We start from the raw sequence: 25799 nt of genomic DNA, 5'->3' as shown, positions 1-25799 counted from the left end.
GTCTGCCCTCATCATCTGTACGAGCGCGGTAGCACAGCGCCGCGCACGCACAAACGGCGCGATTTCGGTAGCGAGCGGCAAACAGCCACCCTACATCTTGGTCAATGCTCGATCTCCAGACCAGCCTCGCCCAGCCCCATGTCACGCGCCGTGCGGAATATACGCCGCCCGACTGGCAAGTGCCCGAAATCGCGCTCGACTTTGCGCTCGATGCCGCGGCAACGCGCGTCAAGGCGACGCTGCACGTCCAGCGCGGCGATCTGCATCAGCGTCCGCTGCGGCTCGATGGCGCCGGCCAGACCCTGCTGTCGGTCAAGGTCGACGGCGTCGCGGTCAATCACTGGACGCTCGACGGCGAGACGCTGGTCCTGTCACTGAGCGGCTCGGCGCATGTCATCGAGACCGAGGTCGAGATCGCCCCCGAACGCAACACGCAACTGATGGGGCTCTACGCCTCGGGCGGCATTCTGTGCACGCAGTGCGAGGCCGAAGGCTTCCGCCGCATCACCTATTTCCCCGACCGGCCCGACGTGCTCAGCCGCTATCACGTCCGCATGAGCGCCGACAAGGCGCGCTATCCGGTGCTGCTCGCCAATGGCGATCCGATCGCGTCGGGCGACCTCGAAGGCGGACGGCATTGGGCCGAGTGGCGCGACCCCTTCCCCAAGCCGTGCTACCTCTTCGCGCTCGTCGCGGGCGATCTCGCGGTCAATCGCGGCAGCTTCGTCACGATGTCGGGGCGTGAGGTCGCGCTCGGCATCTGGGTCCGCGCCGCGGATATCGACCGTACGCATCATGCGCTCGACGCGCTCAAGACGTCGATGGCATGGGACGAGCGCGTCTATGGCCGCGAATATGATCTCGACGTGTTCAACATCGTCGCGGTCGACGATTTCAACTTCGGTGCGATGGAGAATAAAGGCCTCAACGTCTTCAACTCGCGCTACATCCTCGCCGATCCCGACACTGCGACCGATTACGATTACGACGCGATCGCCGCGGTCGTCGCGCACGAATATTTCCACAATTGGTCGGGCAACCGCGTCACCTGCCGCGACTGGTTCCAGCTGTCGCTAAAGGAAGGCTTCACGGTCTATCGCGACCAGGCGTTCTCGGCCGACCAGGGCTCGGCCGCGGTCAAGCGGATCGAGGACGTGCGGGGCTTGCGCGCGTCGCAATTCCCCGAGGATGCCGGCCCGCTCGCGCATCCGATCCGCCCCGACGAATATCAGGAAATCTCGAACTTCTACACCGCCACGATCTACAACAAGGGCGCCGAGATCATCGGCATGCTTGCGACGATCCTCGGCCGCGAGAAATTCCGCGCCGGGACCGATCTCTATTTCGACCGCTTCGATGGCACCGCCGCGACCTGCGAGGATTTCGTCGCGAGCCTCGAGGACGCGAGCGGCATCGACTTGACGCAATTCCGCCGCTGGTACGGCCAGGCAGGCACGCCGCGCGTCACCGCGTCGTTGCACCACACCGAAGGCTCGGGCCGCGCCGAACTCGTGCTCGCACAGCGCACGCCGCCCACGCCGGGGCAGGAGCACAAGCTGCCGCTCGTCCTCCCGCTGCGCATCAAGCTGTTCGGGGCCGAGACCGCGCAGACCGTCGCGCCCGAACAGACGATCCTGCTGACCGATGACGAGGAGCGCATTGTGTTCGAAGGCATCACCGAACGCCCGGTGCTGTCGATCAACCGTGGCTTTTCCGCTCCCGCGATCCTCGAGACCGACCGCACCGCTGCCGACCTCGCCTTTCTCGGCGCGCATGACGATGATCCGTTCGCGCGCTACGAGGCGTTGCAGCAATTGATGCTCGATACGCTGGTCGCCGCTGCGGGCAACAATCGCGCCGACACCGCTGCGGTCGTCACCGCGGTTGCGGGGACGCTTGCCGATGCAACGCTCGATCCGGCTTTCATCGCCGAGGCGGTACTGCTGCCGTCGGAAAGCTTCATCGGTGACCAGATGGCGGTCGTCGACCCGGAGGCGATCTTCCGCGCGCGCGAGGCCTTGCGGCGCGAGATCGGGCGGACGCTCGAGGCTGACTGGCGCGCCGCGTACGACGAATCACAGGCGACGGGTTCGGGCTATGTCTACTCCCCCGAAGCGAAGGGCCTACGCCGGCTCAAATCGGTCGCGCTCGGCTACATCGCCGCTTCGGGGGCGAGCGATGCCGCCGCGCTCGCCTTCGCGCAGTTCGAGGCCGCCGACAACATGACCGACCGGCAGAGCGCACTGACCACGCTGGTCGCCGGCGACTCGGCCGAGCGCATTGCGGCGCTCGACATCTTCTACAATCGCTACAGCGACAATGCGCTGGTGCTCGACAAATGGTTCTCGGTGCAGGCGATGGCACCGCGTGACGATACCGGCGCGATGGTCGCCGAATTGCTGCGGCATCGCGCTTTCACGCTCACCAACCCCAATCGCGCGCGCGCGCTGATCGGGGCGTTCGGGGTGAACCAGCGCGCGTTCAATGCGGTCGATGGGTCGGGGTATCGCTTGCTTGCGGACCAGCTGATCGCACTCGACCGGATCAATCCGCAGACTGCCGCCAAGCTGATCGCGCCGCTTGGACGCTGGCAGCGCTACGATGCAGCGCGCGGGGGCATGATGCGGGCGGAACTGGCGCGGATCGTCAAAACGCCGGGTCTGTCGAAGGATATGTTCGAGCAAGCGTCGAAAAGTCTCGACGCCTGAAGGTCGTTTAGCGTGCGGCGGCGACGTGGCTCGCCGTCGCGGCGCGCGCCGGTTCCATCGGATGCAGCGTCACGAGCGCCAGCGCACCCAGCGCGAACCCACCGACGAACTTCCACAGGAAATCGGACTTCAAGACGCTACGCATTGCTTCTGACCTTTCGCGCCCGGCCCCGTGCCGAATCGCTGCGGTGCAGCAAATCGGCTTCTCGGGATCGTTTCGCAAGCGGCTTATTGGCAACCCAGCGTTAACGGAAACTGACCGTTAGCGCAGCGCAGCGCACGCCGTCTGGATCCGCTCGCACGCTTGCGTCAGCAACGCATCCGACGTCGCGTACGAAATCCGCATCGCCGGCGACAGGCCGAACGCCGCGCCCTGCACTGCCGCGACCTTGGCATCGTCGAGCAGATAGCCGACGAACGCTTCGTCGGTATCGATCAGCTTGCCCGCCGGCGTCGACTTGCCGATCACGCCCGACAGATCGGGGTAGACGTAGAACGCGCCCTGCGGCCGCGGGCAGGTGATGCCGTCGGCCTGGTTGAGCATCGACACCACCAGATCGCGCCGCCCCTGGAACACGCGCGCCCAATCCTTGAGGAAGCTCTGGTCGCCGTTGAGCGCGCCCGTCGCCGCGGCCTGCGCGATCGAGCAGGGGTTGCTGGTCGATTGCGACTGGAGCTTGGCCATCGCCTTGATCAGCCACGAGGCACCGCCGGCATAGCCGATCCGCCAGCCGGTCATCGCATAGGCCTTCGAACAGCCGTTCGCGGTCAGCGTGCGCTCGTAGAGCGAGGGGCAGACCTGCGCGATCGTCGCGAATTCGAAGCCGTCGTACAGGATGTGCTCGTACATATCGTCGGCGAAGATCCACACGTGCGGGTGCCGCTCGAGCACGTCACCCAGCGCCTTCAGCTCGGCGGCGGTATAGGCGGCGCCGGTCGGGTTCGACGGCGAGTTGAGGATGACCCACTTGGTGCGCGGGGTGATCGCCGCCTCGAGCTGCTCGGGGAGCAGCTTGTAGCCCTGCGACGCGCCCGCCGCGACGAACACCGGCGTGCCGCCCGCGAACAGCACGACGTCGGGATAGCTCACCCAATAGGGTGCCGGGATGACGACTTCGTCACCCGCGTCGAGCGTCGCGACCATCGCGTTGAACAAGGTGTGCTTGCCACCGACGTTCACCGTGATCTGGTCGGGCGTATAGTGCAGGCCGTTGTCGCGCGCGAATTTGGCGACGATCGCGGCCTTCAGCTCGGGCGTGCCATCGACATTGGTGTATTTGGTCTTGCCGTCATGGATCGCCTGGATCGCGGCGTCCTTGATGAAATCGGGCGTGTCGAAATCGGGTTCGCCCGCACCAAGACCGATCACATCGACGCCGGCGCGTTTCAGCTCCTGCACGCGCGTCGTGATCGCAAGCGTTGGCGAGGGCTTGATGCGGACGAGCGCGGCGGATGGCTGCATGTGAAGGACCTTGCGGAAATGCCGCGGTGCGGCGGGTTCGCGCGAGCGCTTATCGTGCCGAAGCGTTTGTCGCAACCACGCGCCGCGCACGAATCAGTCCGCGCAGGGCGTTTCCGACGAAAAAATCCTGCGTCAGATCGGCCTCGGTGAGGTCCCCCTCGATCGCTTGGCCCTGCGCGATGAGATCGGCGCGCAGCACGCCGGGCAGCAGTCCGTCGGCGAGCGGCGGCGTCACCAGCGTGTCGCCGCGCGGCACGAACAGCGTCGTGAAGCTCCCTTCGGTCAGCCGCCCGTCAGGACGCACGAACACGACTTCGTCGCAGCCAGCCGCGCGCCGCGCGTCATCGTAGAAGCCACGATCGCTGGTCTTGTGGCGCAAGCGGATATCCGCTGGCGTGACGGGCAACGGCACCACCGCGACCGATAGCGGCGCATCGCGCACCGCGGGCAGCGGCGCGACCTCGATCGCCACCGCGCCGCTGCGCGCGAGCAGCAGCCGGACTTTGCGCCCCGCGCGCAGCCGGAAGGTCGCCGCCTGCAATTCATTGCGCGCGCTGTGCCGATCGAACGCGAAACCGAACGCGCGCGCACTCGCGGTCAGCCGCTCGAGATGGCGGTCGAGCCGCAAGATGCCGTGTTCGGGATCGAACGCCATCGTCTCGATCAGGTCGAACGGCCGCGGATCGCGCGTCATGAAGGCGGTCTTCGCCCTGGCCTCGTCCCATTCGGCGGCGGCGCGCGAGTCGGCAACGATCCCGCCCCCTGCCCCGTAGCGCGCGTGGCTCGCGCCATGCGGCAGCGTCAGCGTGCGGATCGCGACGTTGAACATCGCATCGCCGTCAGCATCGAAGCGACCGATCGCCCCGGTATAAAGCCCGCGCGGCCCCTGCTCGATCTCGGCGATCGCCTGCATCGCCGCGATCTTCGGCGCGCCGGTGATCGATCCGCACGGGAACAACGCGGCGAGCACGTCGATCGCATCGGTCTCGGGCGCGATCTGCGCGGTGACGGTCGAGACGAGCTGGTGGACGGTCGGATAGCGCTCGACCTCGAACAGGTGCGGCACCGCGACCGAACCCGCGCGTGCCACCCGCGCAAGATCGTTGCGCATCAGATCGACGATCATCAGATTTTCGGCGCGCTGCTTGGGATCGTCGGCGAGCGCGCGCGCAGCCGCGGCATCCTCGGCCGGGGTCGCCCCGCGCAGTGCCGTCCCCTTCATCGGACGACACGTCAGCGTCTCCCCCTCGAGCGCGAAGAACAGTTCGGGCGAAAGCGAGAGCACCGCCATGGCGCCAGTGTCGATCAGCGCGCCGAACCCCGCGCGTGCACTCTCGCGCAACCGCGCATAGGCCGAGCGCGGATCCCCGAGCACCGCAATCTGGCCGAGATGCGTGAGATTGGCCTGATACAGATCCCCGGCGGCGATCAGCGCCTGCACCGCTGCGAACTGCGTGTCGTAATGGCGCTTGTCGATCGTCGATTCGGGCGCGCCGATCCAGGCACCCGCGGGATCGGGCAACAGGCCGGGAACATCGCCGGGCGCGGTCTCGGCAAAGTCGGTGAACAGCCCGAACCACAGCAACGGCATGTCCGATTCCGCCGGCTCGGCGAGCGCTGGCTCGAACGCCGCCCCCGCTTCGTACGACAGGAACCCCGCCGCATGGAGCCCGTCGCGCCGGGCGGCGCGCAGTTCGGCCAGCGCGGGCGCGATCTGCGCGAGAGTCCACGCCGCGACGATCCGCACCGGATCGCGATAGAGCCGCGCCGGTGCGCCGCCGTCACGGGCATCGTCGAGCAGGACGAAAGGCGGGGAAAGACGCGTCACCATATGTCGTTTCGCAGATGCCCCGGCTTTGCTGCCCGGGGCAACCCTTGGTTTTCGCGGTGGTCCGCCGTATCTCGGACGCATGAGCACCCAAGCCCCCCTGCCGCCGCTCCGCGCCGCGATCATTCCCGTCACACCGCTCCAGCAGAATTGCACGCTGCTGTGGTGCACCGCGACGATGCGCGGCGCGTTTGTCGATCCCGGCGGCGACCTCCCCAAGCTGCTCGCCGCGGCGCAGGAACACGGCGTCACGGTCGAGAAAATCATCCTGACGCACGGCCATATCGACCATTGCGGCGAGGCCAAGCCCCTCGCCGACCAGCTCGGCGTGCCGATCGAGGGTCCGCACGAGGAAGATCGCTTCCTCACCTGCTCGCTCTCCGAGAGCGGCGCGCAATACGGCATCGCCGGCATCAATTTCGAACCCGACCGCTGGCTGGTCGAGGGCGACACCGTCAGCGTCGGCGATCTCGTGCTCGACGTGTACGAGACACCGGGCCACACGCCGGGCCATGTCATCTTCCATCACGTGGCGTCGAAGCTGGCGATCGTCGGCGACGTGCTGTTCGCGGGCTCGATCGGCCGGACCGATTTCCCGCGCGGCAACCATCCGCAATTGCTCGAATCGATCGTGACCAAGCTGTGGCCGCTCGGCGACGACACGACCTTCCTTCCCGGCCACGGCCAGCCAAGCACCTTCGCGCACGAGCGGCGCACCAACATGTTCGTCAGCGACGCGGCAATGGCGGCCTGAGACGATGAAACCGGGCGATATCCGCGTCGGCATCGGCGGCTGGACCTACGAGCCGTGGCGCGGCAGCTTCTTCCCCGAGAAATGGCCGCACAAGCGCGAGCTCGATTATGCCGCGAGCAAGCTCACCGCGATCGAAGTCAACGGCACCTATTATTCCTCACAAAAGCCAGCGACCTTCGCATCCTGGGCGAAGGCGGTGCCCGACGGCTTTGTCTTCGCGCTCAAGGCGTCGCGCTATTGCACCAATCGCAAGGTGCTCGCCGAAGCGGGTGAGTCGATCGCGCGCTTTACGGGGCAGGGGATCGTCGAGCTCGGAGACCGGCTCGGGCCGATCCTGTGGCAGTTCATGGCGACCAAGAAATTCGACCCGGAGGATTTCGGCGCGTTCCTCAAATTGTTGCCCGCCGAGCAGGACGGCATCGCGCTGCGCCACGCGGTGCAAGTCCGGCACGAAAGCTTCCAGACACCCGAATTCGTCGCGCTCGCGCGTACCGCCGGGGTGGCGATCGTCTATGCCGATTCGACCGACTATCCCGCGATCGCCGATGTGTCGGGCGACTTGGTCTATGCCCGGCTCGAGGCCGCGGTCGAGGACGAGCCAGCGGGCTATTCGCCCGCCGCGCTCGATCGCTGGGCCAGCGCGGCCCGAAGCTGGGCCGAGGGTGGTGCCGCCGTCGACTTGCCCTATCTCGCCGCCCCCGCGCCGAAGACACCGCGCGAGACCTTCGTCTTCTTCATCAACGGCGCGAAAGTCCGCGCACCGCATGGTGCGATGGCCTTGATCGAGCGCGTCGGCGCTTAAGGCGTTGCCTCAGCCGGGGTAGCGGGCGCTTGGGCCGGCGCGGCTTGCGGCTGCGGGGCGACGGTATCGACGCCCGGCGCGAGGATCGCCGCGCTCTCGATCGTGTCCAGCGCGCGGCGGACATCGACATAGCGCCGTGCAGCGCTCGTCCAGCGACCGGCCGACGCGACACCGGGCGTCCGCGACACCTCGGCGAGCGCCGCCTCGACCTGCCCCGCCTCGAGCAACCGCCGCGCACGCGCGACGCGATCGACCGGGAGCGGCGAGGGCGTGCCCGCGCGACGCAACACGATCAGATGGCCGAATTCATCGCGCAGGCTCTGCCACCAGCCGTTGCTCGCGGCACCCGTGAGCAGCTCGGGCGTGACGCCATCGAGCCCGGCGCGCAGATCCTCGAGCGTCACCGGCGCGCGTGCCGCCTGGATGATCGTCGCGACCGCAGCAGGCTGCAGCGCGGCGAAGCGCGAGCGCAACTGCCCCTCGAGGAAGCCGAGATTGAGTCCGCGGTCGATCGCGCGGCGCGCGGCAAAGGCGATCATCAGCGCCTGGCTGCGCGTCGCATAGGTCGAGGCACGCTGCGACTCGCGGTCGATCGTCCCGGCGCGCGCTTCGAGTGCGTCGATCTCGGCAGCGAGCGCGGCCTCGCGCGTCGTCAGCGCGGCGAGTTCGAGCGCGGGCGCCGCAACGGCTGCCTTGTTGGGGACGATGACGAGCGGCGCCTGGCCATTAGCACCGACCGGGACCGTAACCGTGGCGATCGGCTTGGCGTCGGTCTTGACGTATTTGACCACGAGCAGCGCGGCGAGCCCCGCGCCGACCAGAAAGGCGATCAGCGCAAGCGCGATCCCCGCGCGCCAGCCGGGTCCGCGCGCGGCGCGCGGCGGGGGTGGGGGTGGGGGCGGCGCGGAAAGCGGCGGCAGCAAGCGCGGTGCGGGTCGGTCGGAGAAGGCCGAATCACGGCTGGGCGATCCGGGCAAAGCGGGATCGGGGACGGGGAGGGCGGGTTCGTCCATCATCGCCTTATCGGGGCGTCGGCGCGGGCGGTCAATCGCCCGTCGCCCTCGGCAAAGCGAGCGCGGCGGCAAACAGTGCCGCATCGTCGGGCGTCGCGGCGGCCACCACGCCGCCCCAGCCCACGCCGAGCGTCGCGGCGATCGCTGCGCTGAAAGCGGCGATGGCGATGTGCGAGCGCTCGAGCCCGGCTGCTGTCACCAGCGTCTCGAGCCGACGCGCGGCGCGCGCCGAGTGGAGCAAGGCGATCGTCCCGTCGAGCGCGCCAAGTGCGTCGGGCGCGACGGGCACTGCGACGCTTTGATAGACCGGCAAGACGCTTGCGATCGCGCCGCCCGCAGCGAGCGTCCGGTCGCGTCCGGTCAGATGCAAGGCCCGGCGGATGCCATGCGCGTGCGCGACCGACGCGATCTGCGCGCCGTCGCCGCTGCCGATGGCCATGACGTCAAACCCCGCGTCGCGCCCCGCAGCCGCGGTATGCGGGCCGACCGCGAGCACCGGCAGGCCCGTCAGCGCGGCAATCCCGGCGCCGCCATAGCGCAAGGCGTTGGCGCTGGTCAGGATCAGCGCGTCGTGCTGCGCCGGATCGGGCACGTGCCAGTCGAGCGCCTCGACCGCAAACAGCGGCAACGACAGCGTCGCGAACCCCGCCGCGGCAGCGCGCGCACAGGTCGCGGCATTGCCCGGCTCGGGGCGCAACACCGCGAGCACGCGCGTCACGCCGCGAACAATCGCCGTACAGCCTCCGGCGCGCGCTCGAGCAGATCGGTGGCAAGCCGATCGGCAAACGTCCCGTCGCCGATCGCGCCGCGCATCTCGCCGCTCACATGCGCGCTGCCATCCTCGGCGAACAATTCGGCGCGCAGCAGAATGCTGTCGCCATCGAGCGTCGCCAGCGCCGCAACCGGCGAATGGCAGTCGGCCTGCAACGCCGCGAGCAAGCCGCGTTCGACCAGCACGCACAGATGCGTCGCCTCATGGTCGATCGCGCCGAGCCAGTCGCGCATCCGGCTGTCGTCGGCGCGTGCCTCGATCCCGACTGCGCCTTGCGCGGGTGCAGGGAGCATGACGTCAGTCTCGATCCCGACCCCGACGCTCGGACGCCCAAGCCGGTCTAGCCCAGCTGCCGCAAGCATCGAGGCATCGACCTCGCCCGCCGCGACCTTGGCGAGCCGCGTGTCGACATTGCCGCGGAAGAGGACAGTCTCGAAATCGGGGCGCAGCCGCTTCAATTGCGCGACCCGGCGCGGCGAGCTCGTGCCGATCACTGCACCCTGGCGCAGCGCTTCGATGCTCGGCGCACCGATCAACCGGTCGCGCACGTCGGCGCGGGGCAGCATCGCGGCGATCGCGATCGCGCTTGGCCGCACTGTCTCGACATCCTTCATCGAATGCACCGCGAAGTCGATCGCGCCCGACAGCAGCGCGCGGTCGAGCTCCTTGGTCCACAAGGCCTTGCCGCCGATCTCGGCGAGCGCGACGTCCTGGACGCGGTCGCCGGTGGTCTTGATCGGGACGATCTCGATCGCGTCGATCTGCCAGCCATGCGCGGTGCACAGCGCGTCGCGCACCATATTGGCCTGGACGAGCGCGAGCGGCGATCCGCGCGTGCCGAGTTTGAGCTGGGGATGCGTCAAGAAAGTCCCTCCCTTTTTGTGCCACTGTGGCGAAGCCTCCCGGCTTCGACAAGCCGCCTCCAAGCCGCTACAGGCGAGGACATGGCATTGATCCTCGGCCTTGAATCGAGCTGCGACGAAACCGCGGCTTCGCTCGTCACCTCCGACCGCCGCGTCCTCGCGCACCGGCTTGCCGGGCAGGAGGCGGCGCATCGCCCGTTTGGCGGCGTCGTCCCCGAAATTGCCGCGCGCGCGCATGTCGAAGTGCTCGCGCCGTTGGTGGAGGCCGCGCTCGCCGATGCTGGCGTCACGCTTGCCGACGTCGATGCGATCGCGGCGACCGCCGGGCCGGGGCTGATCGGCGGCGTGATGGTCGGGCTCGTCACGGGCAAGGCGCTCGCGCACGCCGCGGGCAAGCCGCTGATCGCGGTCAACCATCTCGAGGGCCATGCGCTCTCGCCGCGGCTGTCGGATCCCGATCTCGATTTTCCCTATCTGCTGCTGCTCGTCTCGGGCGGGCATTGCCAGTTGCTGCTCGTCGAGGGCGTCGCGCGCTATCGTCGGCTCGCCACGACGATCGATGACGCCGCGGGCGAGGCATTCGACAAGACCGCCAAGGTGCTCGGGCTCGGCTTCCCCGGCGGGCCCGCAGTCGAAGCCGCCGCCGGGCGTGGGAGGGCGATCGTGCCGTTGCCAAGGCCGATGAAGGGCTCGGCCGAGCCGCATTTCTCTTTTGCCGGGCTGAAAAGCGCGGTGGTGCGCGCGCATGACGCCAAGACCTGGGAGGTCGACGACATCGCCGCTTCGTTCCAGGCGGCGGTGGTCGATTGCCTGCTGGACCGGACGATCCGCGCGCTCGACCACGCCGGTGGGGCGACCGCCTTGGTGGTCGCGGGCGGGGTCGCTGCCAACACCGCAGTGCGCACTGCGCTTAGCGGGCTGGCGAGCGACCACGGCCTGCGCTTCGTCGCGCCGCCTTTGTGGCTGTGCACCGACAATGCCGCGATGATCGGCTGGGCGGGGGCGGAGCGCTTCGCCGCCGGTCTCACCGATCCGCTCGATATCGCGCCACGTCCGCGCTGGCCGCTCGATCCGGGCGCCGAGGCTGTGCGCGGGGCGGGGGTGAAGGCATGAAGATCGGGGTCATCGGCGGCGGCGCCTGGGGCACTGCGCTGGCGCAAGTGGCAGCGCGCGGCGGCGCTCCGGTCACGCTATGGGCGCGTGAGAGCGAAGTCGTCGGCGCGATCAACGATGCGCATGAAAATACGCGCTTCCTCGCCGGGGTCGCGCTGTCGCCGTCGATCCGCGCAACCTCGGCGCTGGCCGATCTTGCCGACTGTGACGCGCTGCTGGTCGTCGTGCCGGCACAACATGTCCGCGCGGTGCTGACCGAAACCCACGTCGGCAAAACGCCATTGGTGCTCTGCGCCAAGGGGATCGAGGCCGGCACGCGGCTGCTCGTCGGCGAAGTCGCGCGGGCGCTGCACCCCGCCGCCCCGATCGCGGTGCTGTCGGGCCCGACCTTCGCGCATGAGGTTGCCGCCGGTCTTCCGACAGCGGTGACGCTTGCATGCGCCGATCCGGCGATCGGCGCGGCGCTCGCCGATCGCCTCGCCGGACCAAATTTCCGCCCCTATGCGTCGGATGACGTCATCGGTGCGGAGATCGGCGGCGCGGTCAAGAACGTGCTCGCGATCGCGTGCGGCGTGGTCGAGGGCGCGGGGCTCGGGCAGAATGCGCGCGCCGCGCTGATCGCGCGCGGTTTCGCCGAGATGACGCGCTTCGGCGTCGCACGCGGCGCGCAGATCGAGACGCTGAGCGGGCTATCGGGGCTCGGCGATCTCGTGCTGACCTGCTCGTCGACCGCATCGCGCAATTTCTCGCTCGGGCTTGGGCTGGGGCAGGGCAAGCGCGCCGCCGACCTGCTGTCCGATCGGCTGACCGTCGCCGAGGGCGCCTTCACCGCGCCGGTGCTGCGCGAGGCGGCAGCCGAGGCTGGCGTCGATATGCCGGTGGTCGAGGCGGTGTGTGCCTTGCTCGACGGCGCCGAGGTGCAGGCGGTGATCGGGGCGCTGCTCGCCCGCCCGTTGACGCGCGAGTGATGCGCTGGGCGGCATTGCTCAAGGGGGTCAACCTCAACGGGCGCAAGCTGCCGATGGCGGATTTGAAGGCGCTGGTCGAAGCGCTGGGCTATCGCGAGGTCGCGACACTGCTCGCTTCGGGCAATGTCGTGTTCGGCTGCGACGAGACCGATGGCACCAAGGTCGAGGTGGCGATCGAGGCGGCGTTGGACGCTTACGGCCTCAAGACCGGTGTGGTCGTGCGCAGCGCCGCCGACCTGCAGGCGATCCTCGCCGCCATTCCCTTTCCCGAGGCGGCGCTCGCGAGGCCGAACCACGTCGTGGTGCTGTTTCACCACGACTCGGTGCCGGCCGATCTGCTCGATGCGCTGCCTGAAATCTATCAAGGTCGCGAGACGCTCATCGCGCATGGCCGCGAGCTCTATGTCGATTATGTCGACGGGATCGGCGCATCGAAGCTTCCGCAGGCGATGGCGAAGCTCCGATTCCCCCGGCTCGCGACTGCGCGAAATTGGAATACCGTGGTCAAACTGACGGCGTTGCTGGAGCACCCGCACGGCTAGCGCCCCGTCACCCTCGCAAAAGCGAGGGTCCCGCTTCTTCTCCTCAGCGGGGGAACAGGCAGCGGGATCCCCGCTTTCGCGGGGATGACGGAGGGCTCAGAAATCGATCGCGATGCCCTTCATTTCCCAATCGCCGTAGCGCGTCGGGTCGAGCCCATCGGGGTCGCCTTTCACACTTTGCCCCTTGGGCGCGAGCGGGACGGAATCGGGTTCGGGCACCGGCGGACTCTTGCTGAGATAGGCGGGTGGCTTCACATGCGGCGGGCGAACGGCCATGGAGTGTCCTTGATGCACGACAGGTGCGCCCCCGCTACATCGGCGGCCTTTAGACAGAGTTCAAGCTTTTGACCCTTCCGCCGCCACGTCGCTACATGCCGAAACCCGAACCGGTCGATCCGCCCGGTGTCCCCGCACGGCGTGCCGCGCTGCGTTTGCTCGACGCCGTGCTGCGCCAAGGCCTCCCGCTCGAAGCCGCGATCGGCCGCGCCACCGCCGGGATCGAGCGCAGCGACGACCGCGCGCTCGCCCATGCGATCGCCGCCGAAGTGCTGCGCCGCCTGCCCGATCTCGATGCGCTGATCGACTCGGCGACCAAGACTCGGCTGCCCGATGACGCCAAGGCGCGTTTTGCGCTGCGCATCGCTTTGGTGCAGGCGCTGTCGCTCGGCACGCCGCCGCATGCCGCGATCTCGACCGTGCTGCCGCTCGTCGACGGCGGTCCACGCAAACTCGTCCACGGCGTGTTCGGCACGCTGATGCGCGGCGGCGATCAATTGCCCGAACAGCCGACCTTGCCCGATCCGGTCGCGATCCGCTGGCACGCTGCCTGGGGTGACGACGGCATCGAAGCCGCCGAGCGCGCGATGGCCGCCCCGCCGCCGCTCGACCTGACGCTCGCCGACCCGGCGACGACCGACGCGATGGCCGAAACGCTCGGCGGCGTCTCGCTGCTGCCGGGGCATGTCCGCTTGCCTTCGGCGCATGTTCCCGAGCTGCCGGGCTTCGAGGAGGGCAGCTGGTGGGTGCAGGACATCGCCGCCTCGCTCCCCGCCCGCCTGCTAGGCAAGGGGCCGGGCAGCGTGCTCGACCTGTGCGCCGCGCCGGGCGGCAAGACGATGCAGCTTGCGAGCGCCGGCTGGAGCGTCACCGCGATCGATTCGTCGGAAAGTCGTCTTGCGCGACTTCACGAGAATCTCGAGCGGACGCACCTAGCGGCGACGGTGATCACCGCCGACCTGCTGCTGTGGTCGCCCCCGGCACCTGTCGATGCGGTGCTGCTCGATGCGCCGTGCAGCGCGACGGGCATCTTCCGCCGTCACCCCGACGTGCTCCACCGCGTGCGCCCGTCGCAGATCGCCGAGCTGGCCGCGCTGCAGGCGAAACTGCTCGCGCGCGCCGCCGATTGGGTCAGGCCCGGCGGAACGCTCGTCTTCGCGACCTGCTCGCTCGAACCCGCCGAGGGCGAGGCGCAGCTCACCAAATTCCTCGCCGCCCGCCCCGACTACACCCTCGTCCCCGTGACGCAGGACGAACTGCCAGCGGGAATCGCCCCCAATCCCGGCGGCTGGGTGCGGATCTTGCCCGGGATGATCGATCCTGGTGGCAATGACGGCTTCTTCATCGCGCGCCTGCGCCGACAGGGTTAAGCGTTGCTTGCCCACGCCTGCGACCATGCTAGAGGCTAAACGACCATGAGCCAGCTTCCCGTCCGCATCGCCCCGTCGATCCTTTCCGCCGATTTTGCCAAGCTTGGCGAGGAGGTCCGCGCGATCGATCTCGCCGGCGCCGACTGGATCCATGTCGACGTGATGGACGGGCATTTCGTCCCCAACATCTCGATCGGGCCGGGCGTGGTGAAGGCGATCCGCCCGCACACGACCAAGCCGCTCGACGTCCATCTGATGATCGCGCCGGTCGACGCCTATCTCGAGGCGTTCGCCGAGGCCGGCGCCGACACGATCAGCATCCATGTCGAGGCCGGACCGCACACGCATCGCAGCCTCCAGCACATCCGCCAGCTCGGCAAGCGCGCAGGCGTCGTGCTCACGCCGCAGACGCCCGCCAAGGCGCTCGACTATCTGCTCGAGGAAGTCGATCTGGTGCTGGTGATGAGCGTCAATCCCGGTTTCGGCGGGCAGGCGTTCATCGAAAGCTCGCTGCGCAAGATCGAGGCGATCCGCAAGATGATCGACAAGGGTGGGTACAGCGTCGATCTCGAAGTCGATGGCGGGATCGACCACGCCACCGCGCCACGCGCGATCGCCGCCGGGGCCGATGCGCTGGTCGCGGGCACGGCGACCTTCCGCGGCGGACCCGACGCGTACGCCGCCAACATCGCGGCCTTGCGTGGTTAGGAGCCGCGACCTGCCCCCGCTCGACTCGCCCGCAGCGACGGATGAGGACATGCTGCGCGACAGCATCGACGAGGGCAAGCGGCTCGTCCGGCTGGGAGGAGACAAGGGATTGTCGCTCGCCGAACGCCTCTCGGAGCGCTTCCACCGGCTGACCTGGAGCACGCCGATCCACGGGATGCGGCTGAAAGGCCGCCATCCGCTCAAGCTCACCGCAGTCCCCGACGACCCCTTCTTGGGTGACGTCAAGCGCGGGAAGGCATTGCTCGAGGGCACGCTGACCTTCCGCGGCGAAAGCCGCGAGATCGCGACGCTCGATCTCGCCAAGCCCGATTTCTCGCGCGCCTTCAGCGACTATCTCCACAGCTTCGCCTGGCTGCGCGATCTCTCGACCGTCGCGACGCGCGCGCAGGCGACGCCGATCGCCGAAGCGCTGATGCGCAAATGGCTCGCGGTCCATGCCGAGAAGATCAGCGAACCCGCGTGGCGCGCCGATCTGTGGGGTCGCCGGATCCTGTTCTGGACGGCGCACGCCCCGCTGATCCTGTCGTCGGCCGATCTCGTCTATCGCAGCAGCGTGCTCAACACGCTCGCGCGCGGCGCACGGCATATCGATCGCGGCGCCGAAAAGGTCGCGCCTGGCGCGCCGCGCATCGCGGCACTGTGCGGCGTCGTCGCGGCGGGCTTGCTGATCGCCGGCGGCGATCCGCGCCGCGCCGCGGTCGAGGCGGCGCTGGCCAAGGGGCTCGCGGTGTCGATCTTCGAGGATGGCGGCAATGTCGCACGCTCGCCATCGGCGCAAGTCGACATGGTGATGCTGCTCACCGCCTTGCGCGAAGTGTATGCCGCGCGCCAGATCGAGACTCCCGCCTGCATCGCGAGCGCATTGGCGTCGCTGATGCCGGCATTGCTCGGCATCTGCCACGGCGACCGCGATGTCAGCAGTTGGCAGGGCGGCGGGCCGATCGGCGCCGATACGCTCGACCAGATCATCGCCGCATCGGGTGTGCGCACGCGCCCGCTGCGCCAGGCGCGCGACTGGGGCTATCAGCGGCTCGCCGCGGGCAATGTCGTGGCGATCGTCGACGCCGCCCCGCCGCCGATCGCGCGGCTGGTCGAGGGCGGTTGCGCCTCGACGCTGGCGTTCGAACTGTCCGACGGGGCCAACCGCATCGTCGTCAATTGCGGCGGCGCGCGGACCGGGGTCTTCCAGCTTCCGCCCGCGCTCGCCGAGGGCTTGCGCACCACCGCGGCGCATTCGACGCTGATCGTCGGCGACAGCAATTCGACCGCGATTCATGCCGACGGCACGCTCGGTCGCGGCGTCGGCGAAGTCGAGCTCGCGCGCCAGGAGAGCGATGCCGGCAGCCGGATCGAAGCAAGCCATGACGGCTATGCGCGCCGCTTCGGCTTCCTCCACCGCCGCCAGATGACGCTGACCCGCGACGGCGCCGAGCTGCGCGGCGAGGACATGCTGCTCCCCGCGAGCAAGCGCCGCAAGCTGACCGCGACGGGCTTTGCGATCCGCTTCCATCTCGGGCTCGGCATCCAGGTCTCGCCGACCGCCGATGGCCTTGCCGCTTTGCTGCGGCTGCCCGGCGGCGGTCTGTGGCAGTTCCGCTGCCGCGGCGGGACGCTGGCAGTCGAGGAAAGCGTGTGGATCGACGCCGAGGGGCGTCCGCGCGCGACGATGCAGCTCGTCGTCACCGGCGAATCGCCCGCGGGCGGGGCGAACGTCAGCTGGGCGTTCAAGCGCGCCGGTTAAGCCATGCTAGGTTGAATCTTGGGGGGTGAGCGGGCAGGGGACGCGCGAACGTTCCCCGGAGCCTGCCCCATGACCGATATCCCCATCCGCCGCGCGCTTCTCTCGGTTTCCGACAAGACCGGCATCGTCGATCTCGCACGCGGTCTTGCCGACCACGGCGTCGAACTGGTGTCGACCGGCGGCACCGCCAAGGCGCTGCGCGATGCCGGGCTCGCCGTCCGCGACATCAGCGAGCTCACGGGTTTTCCGGAGATGATGGACGGTCGCGTGAAAACGCTCCACCCCAACGTCCATGGCGGCTTGCTCGCGGTGCGCGACGATGCGGCGCATGTCGCGTCGATGGAGGAACACGGGATCGGCGCGATCGATCTCGTCGTCGTCAATCTCTACCCGTTCGAAGCGACCGTCGCCAAGGGTGCCGAGCGCGACGAGGTGATCGAGAATATCGACATCGGCGGCCCGTCGATGGTGCGCTCGGCCGCCAAGAACCACGCCTTCGTCGCGATCGTCACCGATCCGGCCGACTACGCGCTGGTGTCGGGCGGCAGCACGACGCTCGCCGATCGCCGCAAGCTCGCCGCCAAGGCCTATGCCACCACCGCAGCCTATGACGGCGCGATCGCGACGTGGTTCGGCACGGTCGATCAGGGCGAGGCTTTCCCGGAAACACTGCCGATCACGCTCAAGCGCGGCCCCGAACTGCGCTATGGCGAGAACCCGCATCAGTCGGCGGCGTTCTACACGTCGGGCGGCACCGCCGCACGCGGCATCGGTCAGGCGCGGCAAGTGCAGGGCAAGGCGCTCAGCTACAACAACCTCAACGACGCCGACGCCGCGCTCGATCTCGTCAGCGAATTCCGCGATGCTGCGCCGACCTGCGTCATCGTCAAGCACGCCAATCCCTGCGGCGTCGCGACCGGCGCGTCGCTCGCCGAAGCGTATGAGGCCGCCTTCGCCTGCGACACCGTCTCGGCGTTCGGCGGGATCATCGCGCTCAACCGCCCGCTCGACGGTGCGACCGCGCGCGCGATCGCGGGGATCTTCACCGAAGTCGTCGTCGCGCCCGATGCCGACGAGGAAGCGCAGGCGATCTTCGCCGCCAAGAAGAATTTGCGCCTGCTGCTGACGGGCGAACTTCCCGATCCGGCGCGCACCGGCCTGCTGGCGAAGGCCATCACGGGCGGCTGGCTCGTCCAGACGCGCGACAATGCCAGCAACCCCGAGTTGAAGGTCGTCACCAAGCGCGCGCCGACCGAGCAGGAACTGATCGACTGCCGCTTCGCCTGGACGATCGCCAAGCACGTCAAGTCGAACGCGATCGTCTATGCCAAGGACGGCAGCACCGCCGGGATCGGCGCGGGGCAGATGAACCGCCTCGAATCGGCACGCATCGCCGCATGGAAGGCGAAGGACGCCGCCGACAAGGCGGGCTGGCCGACCCCGCGCACGATCGGCTCGGCAGTCGCCTCGGACGCCTTCTTCCCCTTCGCCGACGGCTTGCTCGCCGCGGTCGATGCAGGCGCCACTGCGGTGATCCAACCCGGCGGCTCGATCCGCGACGACGAGGTGATCGCCGCTGCCGACGCGGCCGGCCTCGCGATGGTGTTTACCGGGGTACGCCACTTCCGGCACTGAGCCCGGGGACGGGCAAGGCGGGCGTCTCGCCCGCCTTGCGCCGGAACAGCGCGCGATCCTCGGGCCGCGCTGCCCAGCGATACAGCACGAACAGATAGACCCCGGCGATCGCAGGGACGCCGATCGCGAGTTCGGCCCATTCGAAACGGTGCGGCAACAGCGTGAAGCCGAACCCGACCGTCCCCGCCGCGAGCACCGCCCACAGCATCGGCAGACGCCATCCGGCGACGCCCGCGCCGAGCAGCCGCGACAGATAGGTCGATTTGATGATCGACGTGATCCCGACCGAGACGAACAGCGCCACCGCCGGCCCCGCCGCCTGATACGCGACCGGCCAGCCGATCCATTGCATGGCGAAGATCAGCGCGAAGCTGAGCACGACCTGGAACAGCAACATCCCGATCGAGATCGCGACGTTCTGCACGCGCGCGATATAGACGAGCGCCGATTCGCACACCGCCCCGGTCGAGGCCGCCGCCTCGGCGAGCAACAGGAAGGCGAGTGCCGCGGTCCCAGCGACGAATTGCGGGCCGACGGTCCCCATCACCGCTTCGCCCGGGATCGAGCCCATCAAGGCCAAGCCGGTCTGTGCTGCCAAGATCCAGAAACCGACCTGGCGGACCTGGCTCGCGACGCCCGCGGTGTCGCCGCGGGCGAGGCTCGAGGTGATTACGGGGCCGAGGATCGGGTCGAAGCTCGTCTTCAATTTGCCCGGGATCGAGGCGACTTGCTGCGCCATCCAGTAGATGCCGACGATCCGCGGCTCGAACATCAGGAACAGGATCGAGCGGTCGACATTGCGCGTCCCCCATTCGAGCGCATCGGCGCCCGCGAGCGGCGCATTGCGGCGGATCAGCGCGAAGGTGCGCCCGGGGTGCAGCCGCCAGCCGGTCGGCCGGCCATAGCTGCGCAGGAACGGCACGATCGACGCGACGAGCGCGGCGGCCATCGACAGCATGTAGGCGAGCACCAGCCCGTCATGCGGCGCGATCGGATAGAGCAGCCCGGCCGCGATCGAGATCGTCCACGGCTCGATCACCGCGCGCGCGGTGACCGTCGCCTGGACGTTGCGGCGATAGGCGAGCGCGGCGAGCATGATGTCCGACCACGCGCTCGCAACGATGATGCACGGCAGGAAGCGCTCGAGCGCCGAGGGATTGCCGCCATGGAACATCACGTCGGGCATCAGCAGCAGGATCCCGCTCGCGCAGCCCGAGGCAATCGCCGCGACGACGAGGCAATCCCACACGATTTGAACATGCGGCCGCGCACTCTCCGAAATCGCGAGCGCGAGTCCGCGCTTCAACCCGAAGGTCGCGAGCAACGCCGCGACCTCGACGAACAGCACCGCGCGCGCGAAGGTGCCGAGCGTGTCGGGACCATAGAGCCGCCCGGCGATAAACAGGAACGGCAGCCGCGCGACGAGCCGCATCACGAAGCCGATGATGTTGGTCCGCCCACCCTTGGCGAGCGCATCGATCTCTTCGGTAGTTCGCCCGCTCGCCGTCGGCTCGAAGCCAGTCGTCGTCGTCAATGCGCCGCGCCCCAGCTCAGGCCTGTGCCGATCTCGATGCCGAGCGGCACGCTGAGCACGATTGCCGGTTCGGCAGCGCTCGCCATGACATGCTCGATCACGGGCTTGGCCGCGGCGACATCGCCCTCGGGCAATTCGAACACGAGTTCGTCGTGGACCTGCAGCAGCATCCGCACATGCCCGAGCCCGGCGGCTTCGAGCGCGGGCCCCATCCGCACCATCGCACGCTTGATGATATCGGCCGAAGTGCCCTGGATCGGCGCGTTGATCGCGGCGCGCTCGGCACCCTGGCGTTCGTGCTGGAGCTTCGACGTGATCCGCGGGAAGTGCGTCTTCCGCCCGAACAGCGTCGCTGTGTAGCCCGTCTCGCGGACGAACTCGGTGGTCGCCGCGATATAGTTGCGGATGCCCGGGAAGCGCTCGAAATAGCGATCGATCATCGCCTGCGCTTCGTCCGCGCTCACGTCGAGCCGCCCCGCCAGCCCCCAGCGACTGATGCCGTAGAGGATCGCGAAGTTGATCGTCTTCGCCCGCCCGCGCGTGTCGCGATTGACCTCGCCGAACAACTCCATCGCGGTGAGGCTGTGGATGTCGTCGCCATTGGCGAAGGCGGCCTTCAGCGCAGGCACGTCGGCCATGTGCGCGGCGAGCCGCAGCTCGATCTGCGAATAGTCGGCGGCGAGCAGGACGTTGCCCGGCTCGGCGACGAACGCGTCGCGGATCTGGCGGCCGATCTCGGTGCGGATCGGGATGTTCTGAAGATTCGGGTCGGTCGAGGACAACCGCCCGGTCTGCGCGCCGGTCAGCGAATAGGACGTGTGGACGCGCCCGGTCGCGGGGTTGATCTGCGCCTGGAGCGCGTCGGTATAGGTCGATTTGAGCTTCGACAGCTGGCGCCACTCGAGCACCTTCGTCGCGATGTCCTTGCCGGGCGAATCCTTGTCGGCGGCGATCCGCTCGAGCTCGGTGACGTCGGTCGAATAGACTCCCGACTTGCCCTTGCGCCCGCCCTTTATTCCCATCCGCTCGAACAGCACGTCGCCCAATTGCTTGGGGCTGCCGATCGTGAAGGCGCCGCCGGCGAGCGCGTGGATCTCGACTTCGAGCGCGCCGATCTGCTGCGCGAAATCGTTCGACAGGCTGCTGAGCTTTTCGCGATCGACCTTGATGCCGTGCATCTCCATCTGCGCGATAACGGGCGCGAGCGGGCGATCGACCATCTCGTAGACGCGCGTCGCGCTCTCGGCGACGAGCCGCGGCTTGAAGCGCCGCCACAACCGCAACGTGACGTCGGCATCCTCGGCGGCGTAGCGTGTCGCCGCATCGAGATCGACTTCGTTGAAGCTGCGCTGCGACTTGCCGACGCCGACGACGTCCTTGAAAGCAATGCAGCTGTGCGAGAGATGCGTCGCGGCGAGCTCGTCCATGCTGTGACCATGCAGGCCGGCATCGAGGTCGAAGCTCATCAGGATCGTGTCGTCATGCGGCGCAACCCCGACGCCGAGGCGTCCGAGCACGATCATGTCGTATTTGAGGTTATGCCCGATCTTGAGCACCGCAGGGTCCTCGAACAGCGGTTTCAGCTTGGCGAGCGCGACATCGCGGTCGAGCTGCACTGGCGTCTCAGCAAATAGCCCCGATCCGCCATGCGCGAGCGGAATGTAGCATGCCTTGTTGGGCTGGAGCGCCATGCTCACCCCGACCAGTTCGGCCCGCGTCGCGTCGATCCCGGTCGTCTCGGTATCGATCGCGATCCAGCCCTGGTGGCGCGCCGCGGCGATCCAGCTGTCGAGTGCGGCTTCGTCGACCACGGTCTCATAGCCGTCATGGTCGCACGGCGGATCCTGCTCGGTCGGCACCGATTTCGGCGCAGGCACCGGCGCATCGGCGACTGCCGACAGCTTGGCGAGCAGCGAGCGGAAGCCGTGATGTTCCAAGAACGCGCGCAAAGGGGCGTCGGGAATGCCCTTGAGCTCGAGATCCTCGAGCGGCTCGGGGAGCGCGACGTCGCATTTCAGCGTGACGAGCTCCTTCGACAGTCGCGCCATCGCGGCATGTTCGATGAGGTTGTCGCGCAGCTTGCCTGCCTTCATCCCCGGCGCGGCGGCGAGCACCGCTTCGAGATCGCCATGCTCGAGGATCAGCTTGGCAGCGGTCTTGGGGCCGACGCCGGGAACGCCCGGCACGTTATCGACGCTGTCGCCCATCAGCGCGAGCACGTCGCCGAGCTGCGCCGGGGTAATGCCGTGGAATTTCTCCGCGACATGCTCGGCGCCGAGGCGCCGGTTGTTCATCGTGTCGTACATGTCGAGCCCGGGCTCGATCAGCTGCATCAGATCCTTGTCGGACGAGACGATCGTCACTTCCCACCCTTGCGCGAGTGCGGCGCGCGAATAGCAGGCGATGATGTCGTCGGCCTCCAATCCCTCGGTCTCGATGCACGGCAGCGAGAAGGCGCGCGTCGCGTCGCGGATCATCGGAAACTGGGGCACGAGGTCTTCGGGCGGCGGCGGGCGCTGCGCCTTGTACTGGTCGTACAGCTCGTTGCGGAAGGTCTTCGACGATTTGTCGAGAATCACCGCCATATGCGTCGGGCCGTCGGCGGCATGGACTTCGTCGGCGAGCTTCCACAGCATCGTCGTATAGCCATAGACCGCGCCGACCGGCTCGCCATGCTTGTTGGTGAGCGGGGGAAGGCGGTGATAGGCGCGGAAAATGTATCCCGAGCCATCGACAAGATAGAGATGCGGCATTTCGCGGGGATAGCCCAAGCTTGGGGAAGCACAAAGCCCCCGCGTCACGCCATTCGGCGCTTATGCGCGGTTAGCCGCGATGGTTCGCGACGACGCTCGCCACCACCGCCTGCATCAACGCCTGACGCGCCGGGATCGGGCGCGGCGTGTCGCCGATCATGATCGCGATCGCATAGCTGCTGCCGTCAGGCGCCATCAGCAAGCCGACATCGTTATAGCCTGCGGTCCGTCCGGCGAGATCCTGCCCCGTGCCGGTCTTGTGGCCGAAGCTCCACCCCGGCGGCACCGCGCCGCGCATCCGCTGCTTGCCGGTGTGCGACGATTCCATCGTGCCGATCAGATACCGCGTTGATTCGGGCGAGAGCAGATCACCGCGCTTCAACCTTGCAAGCGCACCGGCGATCGCCATCGGCGCGGCACCATCGGGCGGATCGGCGACATAGCGCTCGAACGCGGCGACCCGGTCGGCGCGCGACAGCCGGTTGCGCGCGAGCGCGAAGCCGTTGCCGAACGCGTAGGACGGCTGCCACACCAGGCCCGCCGTCTGGCTTTGCAGCAAGCGCTCGCCCGGGCCGAAGCGGATGTCGCCCAGGCCCTTGCGCTGAATGAAGTCGCGCACCGCATTCGGCCCGCCGACATAGCGCAGCAGCCGGTCGTTGGCGGTGTTGTCGCTCATCGTCAGCGCACGCTGGAGCAATTCGCCGACGGTCGTCGGATAGCCCTGATCGCCCTTGATCAACGCGGCGATCGGCTGGTGGAACAGCGTGATATCGTCGCGGTACAGCGTCACCGGATCGGTCAGCCGGAGCCGCCCGCGGTCGCGATAGTCGAGCACCGTCATCGCCACCCACAATTTGCTGACGCTTTGCTGCGGCAGCAACTGGTCGCCGCCGGTATCGACCGACCAGCCGCGTTCGATGCTCCGCACCGCGATCCCGACTCGACCGTCGAACTGCCGCGCGAGCATCGCGACGTTGGCGACCAACGCCGATGGCGCGGAAACCGCCCGCGGGGCGGGCTGCGGGGCCGTCATCGCCACCGTCCCGGGCGCTGTCGGCACGACGCGCGCGAGATGGACATTGGCGTCCTGTCCGCACGCGCACACAGCGGCGGTCAGGAGCAACGCGGCGGCGGGCTTGGGAAATCGATAGGGTAGGATACGCAACACCGTCTTTCGTCCCGCTACTCAAACCCACGTTCGATCATGGCGGTAAGGCCAGATTGTGGTGGGGATATCCCCCGCCCCCCACGCTTGCGACGAAGCGTCGGGCATGCGGGACAAGACGATATCGCAGTGGGACCTGTCTATTCCGTGGATTTACGGAACCAAGATGGTGTCGACCGCCTCGGGCAGCAAGTCGGGATAGTCGAGCGTGTAGTGCAGGCCCCGCGATTCATGGCGGTGCAAGGCTGAACGAACAATCAGTTCGGCGGTCTGGAGCAGATTGCGCAGCTCGATCAGATCGGGCGTCACGCGGAAATGGCCGTAATAGTCGTTCACTTCATCGGTCAGCATGCGGATGCGATGCTGCGCGCGCTCGAGCCGCTTGGTCGTGCGCACGATCCCGACATAATTCCACATGAAGCGCCGGATCTCGGTCCAGTTCTGCTTGATGACGACCTCTTCGTCCGAATCCTCGACGCGGCTCTCGTCCCACGCGCGGATCGGCGGCGGGGCGGGGAGTTCGTCCCAATGCTCGGCGATATGGTTGGCGCACGCCTCGCCGAAGACGAAGCATTCGAGCAGCGAGTTGGAGGCGAGGCGGTTGGCGCCGTGAAGTCCGCTCTCGCTGCACTCGCCCGCGGCATAGAGCCCGGGCAGATCGGTCCGCCCGTCGAGATCGACCACCACGCCGCCGCAGGTGTAATGCTGCGCGGGCACCACCGGGATCGGATCCTTGGTCATGTCGATGCCGAGGCCGAGCAGCTTTTCGTAGATGTTGGGGAAATGCTCGCGGATGAACGCTTCGCCCTTGTGGCTGATGTCGAGATGGACATAGTCGAGCCCGAGGCGCTTGATCTCATGATCGATCGCACGCGCGACGACATCGCGCGGCGCGAGTTCCAAGCGCGGGTCGAAATCGGGCATGAAGCGATAGCCCGTTTCGGGGATCAGCAGATGCCCGCCTTCGCCGCGCACCGCTTCGGTGATCAGGAAATTCTTGACCTCGAGATTGTAGAGGCAGGTCGGATGGAACTGCATCATCTCCATGTTCGAGACGCGGCAGCCCGCGCGCCACGCCATCGCGATCCCGTCGCCGGTCGCGCCGCGTGGCGCGGTCGAGAAGAGATAGGTGCGGCCCGCGCCGCCGGTCGCGAGGATCGTCGCGCGCGCGGTGTAGACCTCTACCCGCCCGGTCGCGCGGTTGACGGCGTAGACGCCCCAGACATGGCCCGCGCCCGAATAGCGCTCCTCATGCTTACCCGTGGCGAGGTCGATCGCGACCATGTCGGGGACGAGCGTGATGTTGGGATGGTCGGTCGCGGCGCGCTGCAGCGCTTCCTGCACCGCCCAGCCAGTCGCATCGGCGACGTGGACGATGCGGCGGTGGCTATGCCCGCCCTCGCGGGTGAGGTGGAGCGCATTGCCCTCGGTCGCGAACGGCACGCCGAGTTCCTCGAGCCGCGCGATTGCCGCGGGCGCCTGCGTCACGACGAACTCGACCGTCGCGCGGTCGTTGAGCCCCGCGCCGGCGATCATCGTGTCCTCGATATGGCTTTCGAAGGTATCGCCTTCCTCGAGCACCGCGGCGATCCCGCCCTGCGCCCAGGCGGTCGACCCCTCGTTCATCGCGCCCTTGGCGAGCACGGTGACCTTGAAGCGATCGGCGAGGTTGAGCGCGGCGGTGAGGCCGGCGGCGCCGGAGCCGATGATGAGGACGTCGGAGGTCTTGGTTTCGGGCACGCGCGTCTCTCTCATACCGTCGCCCCGGCGG

21 protein-coding genes are annotated in these 25799 nt (G+C 68.3%); 10 read left to right on the top strand and 11 right to left on the bottom strand.

Translation table 11 applies throughout. The features are described from left to right. The first annotated feature begins 104 nt into the window (after positions 1-104). Entirely contained in the window at positions 105-2708 is a 2604-nt protein-coding gene (gene pepN / locus E2E30_RS15760; protein ID WP_133191339.1) for an aminopeptidase N, read from the top strand. A 7-nt stretch (positions 2709-2715) separates the two neighbouring features. Here pepN and E2E30_RS20830 read toward each other — a convergent pair whose 3' ends face one another. The 3 genes from E2E30_RS20830 to pabB all read right to left on the bottom strand — a co-directional run bounded on the left by E2E30_RS20830 (position 2716) and on the right by pabB (position 6001). Then, positions 2716-2853: a hypothetical protein gene (locus tag E2E30_RS20830; protein ID WP_165954547.1), complete on the bottom strand. Its 138-nt coding sequence runs from the start codon at positions 2851-2853 to the stop codon at positions 2716-2718. 117 nt (positions 2854-2970) lie between these two features. Next, positions 2971-4170 (bottom strand): pyridoxal phosphate-dependent aminotransferase, encoded by a 1200-nt coding sequence (locus E2E30_RS15755; RefSeq protein ID WP_133191338.1) that lies wholly within the window; start codon positions 4168-4170, stop codon positions 2971-2973. A 49-nt stretch (positions 4171-4219) separates the two neighbouring features. Further along, positions 4220-6001, bottom strand: a complete 1782-nt coding sequence (pabB, locus tag E2E30_RS15750; RefSeq protein WP_133191337.1) for an aminodeoxychorismate synthase component I — start codon at positions 5999-6001, stop codon at positions 4220-4222. A gap of 79 nt (positions 6002-6080) precedes the next feature. Between pabB and E2E30_RS15745 the strand changes: the two genes are divergently transcribed. After that, positions 6081-6752: an MBL fold metallo-hydrolase gene (locus E2E30_RS15745; protein WP_133191336.1), complete on the top strand. Its 672-nt coding sequence runs from the start codon at positions 6081-6083 to the stop codon at positions 6750-6752. A 4-nt stretch (positions 6753-6756) separates the two neighbouring features. Continuing rightward, entirely contained in the window at positions 6757-7554 is a 798-nt protein-coding gene (locus tag E2E30_RS15740) for a DUF72 domain-containing protein (protein ID WP_133191335.1), read from the top strand. Here the strand turns inward: E2E30_RS15740 and E2E30_RS15735 are convergent. Genes E2E30_RS15735 through hemC form a run of 3 tightly spaced genes read right to left on the bottom strand, consistent with a single transcriptional unit; the run spans position 7551 to position 10202 of the window. Next, on the bottom strand, positions 7551-8567 hold the full coding sequence (locus E2E30_RS15735; RefSeq protein ID WP_240698959.1) for a hypothetical protein: 1017 nt from the start codon (positions 8565-8567) through the stop codon (positions 7551-7553). The two genes, E2E30_RS15740 and E2E30_RS15735, sit on opposite strands and share 4 nt — an antisense overlap. Before the next feature lie 31 nt (positions 8568-8598). Beyond that, a complete protein-coding gene (locus E2E30_RS15730; protein WP_133191334.1) occupies positions 8599-9285 on the bottom strand; it encodes a uroporphyrinogen-III synthase in 687 nt (228 codons plus the stop codon). Beyond that, positions 9282-10202 carry a hydroxymethylbilane synthase gene (gene hemC, locus E2E30_RS15725; RefSeq protein WP_133191333.1) on the bottom strand — a complete coding sequence of 307 codons (921 nt, stop codon included), beginning with the start codon at positions 10200-10202 and terminating at the stop codon, positions 9282-9284. Before hemC ends, E2E30_RS15730 begins: the two co-directional genes overlap by 4 nt. Before the next feature lie 81 nt (positions 10203-10283). Here hemC and tsaD point away from each other — a divergent pair, with 81 nt between their 5' ends. The 3 genes from tsaD to E2E30_RS15710 are packed head-to-tail and all read left to right on the top strand — an operon-like array spanning position 10284 to position 12825. Continuing rightward, positions 10284-11315 (top strand): tRNA (adenosine(37)-N6)-threonylcarbamoyltransferase complex transferase subunit TsaD, encoded by a 1032-nt coding sequence (gene tsaD, locus E2E30_RS15720; protein WP_133191332.1) that lies wholly within the window; start codon positions 10284-10286, stop codon positions 11313-11315. Next, positions 11312-12283, top strand: coding sequence for an NAD(P)H-dependent glycerol-3-phosphate dehydrogenase (locus E2E30_RS15715; protein WP_133191331.1), 972 nt, complete (start codon positions 11312-11314; stop codon positions 12281-12283). Before tsaD ends, E2E30_RS15715 begins: the two co-directional genes overlap by 4 nt. After that, positions 12283-12825, top strand: a complete 543-nt coding sequence (locus tag E2E30_RS15710) for a DUF1697 domain-containing protein (RefSeq protein ID WP_165954546.1) — start codon at positions 12283-12285, stop codon at positions 12823-12825. Before E2E30_RS15715 ends, E2E30_RS15710 begins: the two co-directional genes overlap by 1 nt. Positions 12826-12921: 96 nt before the next feature. Here E2E30_RS15710 and E2E30_RS15705 read toward each other — a convergent pair whose 3' ends face one another. After that, positions 12922-13101 carry a DUF1674 domain-containing protein gene (locus E2E30_RS15705; RefSeq protein WP_133191329.1) on the bottom strand — a complete coding sequence of 60 codons (180 nt, stop codon included), beginning with the start codon at positions 13099-13101 and terminating at the stop codon, positions 12922-12924. Positions 13102-13196: 95 nt separating this feature from the next. On the opposite strand from E2E30_RS15705, the gene E2E30_RS15700 reads away from it, so the two are divergent. From E2E30_RS15700 to purH, 4 genes are all read left to right on the top strand, one after another. Next, positions 13197-14471, top strand: a complete 1275-nt coding sequence (locus E2E30_RS15700) for an RsmB/NOP family class I SAM-dependent RNA methyltransferase (RefSeq protein ID WP_133191328.1) — start codon at positions 13197-13199, stop codon at positions 14469-14471. 45 nt (positions 14472-14516) lie between these two features. Next, entirely contained in the window at positions 14517-15179 is a 663-nt protein-coding gene (gene rpe, locus E2E30_RS15695) for a ribulose-phosphate 3-epimerase (protein WP_133191327.1), read from the top strand. Positions 15180-15228: 49 nt separating this feature from the next. Further along, on the top strand, positions 15229-16941 hold the full coding sequence (locus E2E30_RS15690) for a heparinase II/III family protein (protein ID WP_133191326.1): 1713 nt from the start codon (positions 15229-15231) through the stop codon (positions 16939-16941). A gap of 69 nt (positions 16942-17010) precedes the next feature. Next, positions 17011-18576, top strand: coding sequence for a bifunctional phosphoribosylaminoimidazolecarboxamide formyltransferase/IMP cyclohydrolase (purH, locus tag E2E30_RS15685; protein WP_133191325.1), 1566 nt, complete (start codon positions 17011-17013; stop codon positions 18574-18576). Here the strand turns inward: purH and E2E30_RS15680 are convergent. The 4 genes from E2E30_RS15680 to nadB form a co-directional block, all read right to left on the bottom strand. Continuing rightward, the gene (locus E2E30_RS15680) at positions 18548-20110 is read right to left on the bottom strand and encodes a lipopolysaccharide biosynthesis protein (protein WP_133191324.1); all 1563 of its coding nucleotides are present in this window, start codon (positions 20108-20110) and stop codon (positions 18548-18550) included. The genes purH and E2E30_RS15680 overlap by 29 nt on opposite strands. Then, positions 20107-22863, bottom strand: a complete 2757-nt coding sequence (gene polA, locus E2E30_RS15675; protein ID WP_133191323.1) for a DNA polymerase I — start codon at positions 22861-22863, stop codon at positions 20107-20109. Before polA ends, E2E30_RS15680 begins: the two co-directional genes overlap by 4 nt. Before the next feature lie 70 nt (positions 22864-22933). Beyond that, positions 22934-24031, bottom strand: a complete 1098-nt coding sequence (locus E2E30_RS15670) for a serine hydrolase (protein ID WP_240698958.1) — start codon at positions 24029-24031, stop codon at positions 22934-22936. A gap of 150 nt (positions 24032-24181) precedes the next feature. After that, positions 24182-25783 (bottom strand): L-aspartate oxidase, encoded by a 1602-nt coding sequence (nadB, locus tag E2E30_RS15665; RefSeq protein WP_133191322.1) that lies wholly within the window; start codon positions 25781-25783, stop codon positions 24182-24184. Positions 25784-25799: the final 16 nt, after the last annotated feature.

Origin of the sequence: Sphingomonas sp. AAP5, assembly GCF_004354345.1 — a bacterium.
Classification (GTDB): domain Bacteria; phylum Pseudomonadota; class Alphaproteobacteria; order Sphingomonadales; family Sphingomonadaceae; genus Sphingomonas; species Sphingomonas glacialis.
The sequence above is the reverse complement of the archived record's forward strand: the minus strand, read 5'-3'. Positions and strand labels throughout refer to the sequence as shown.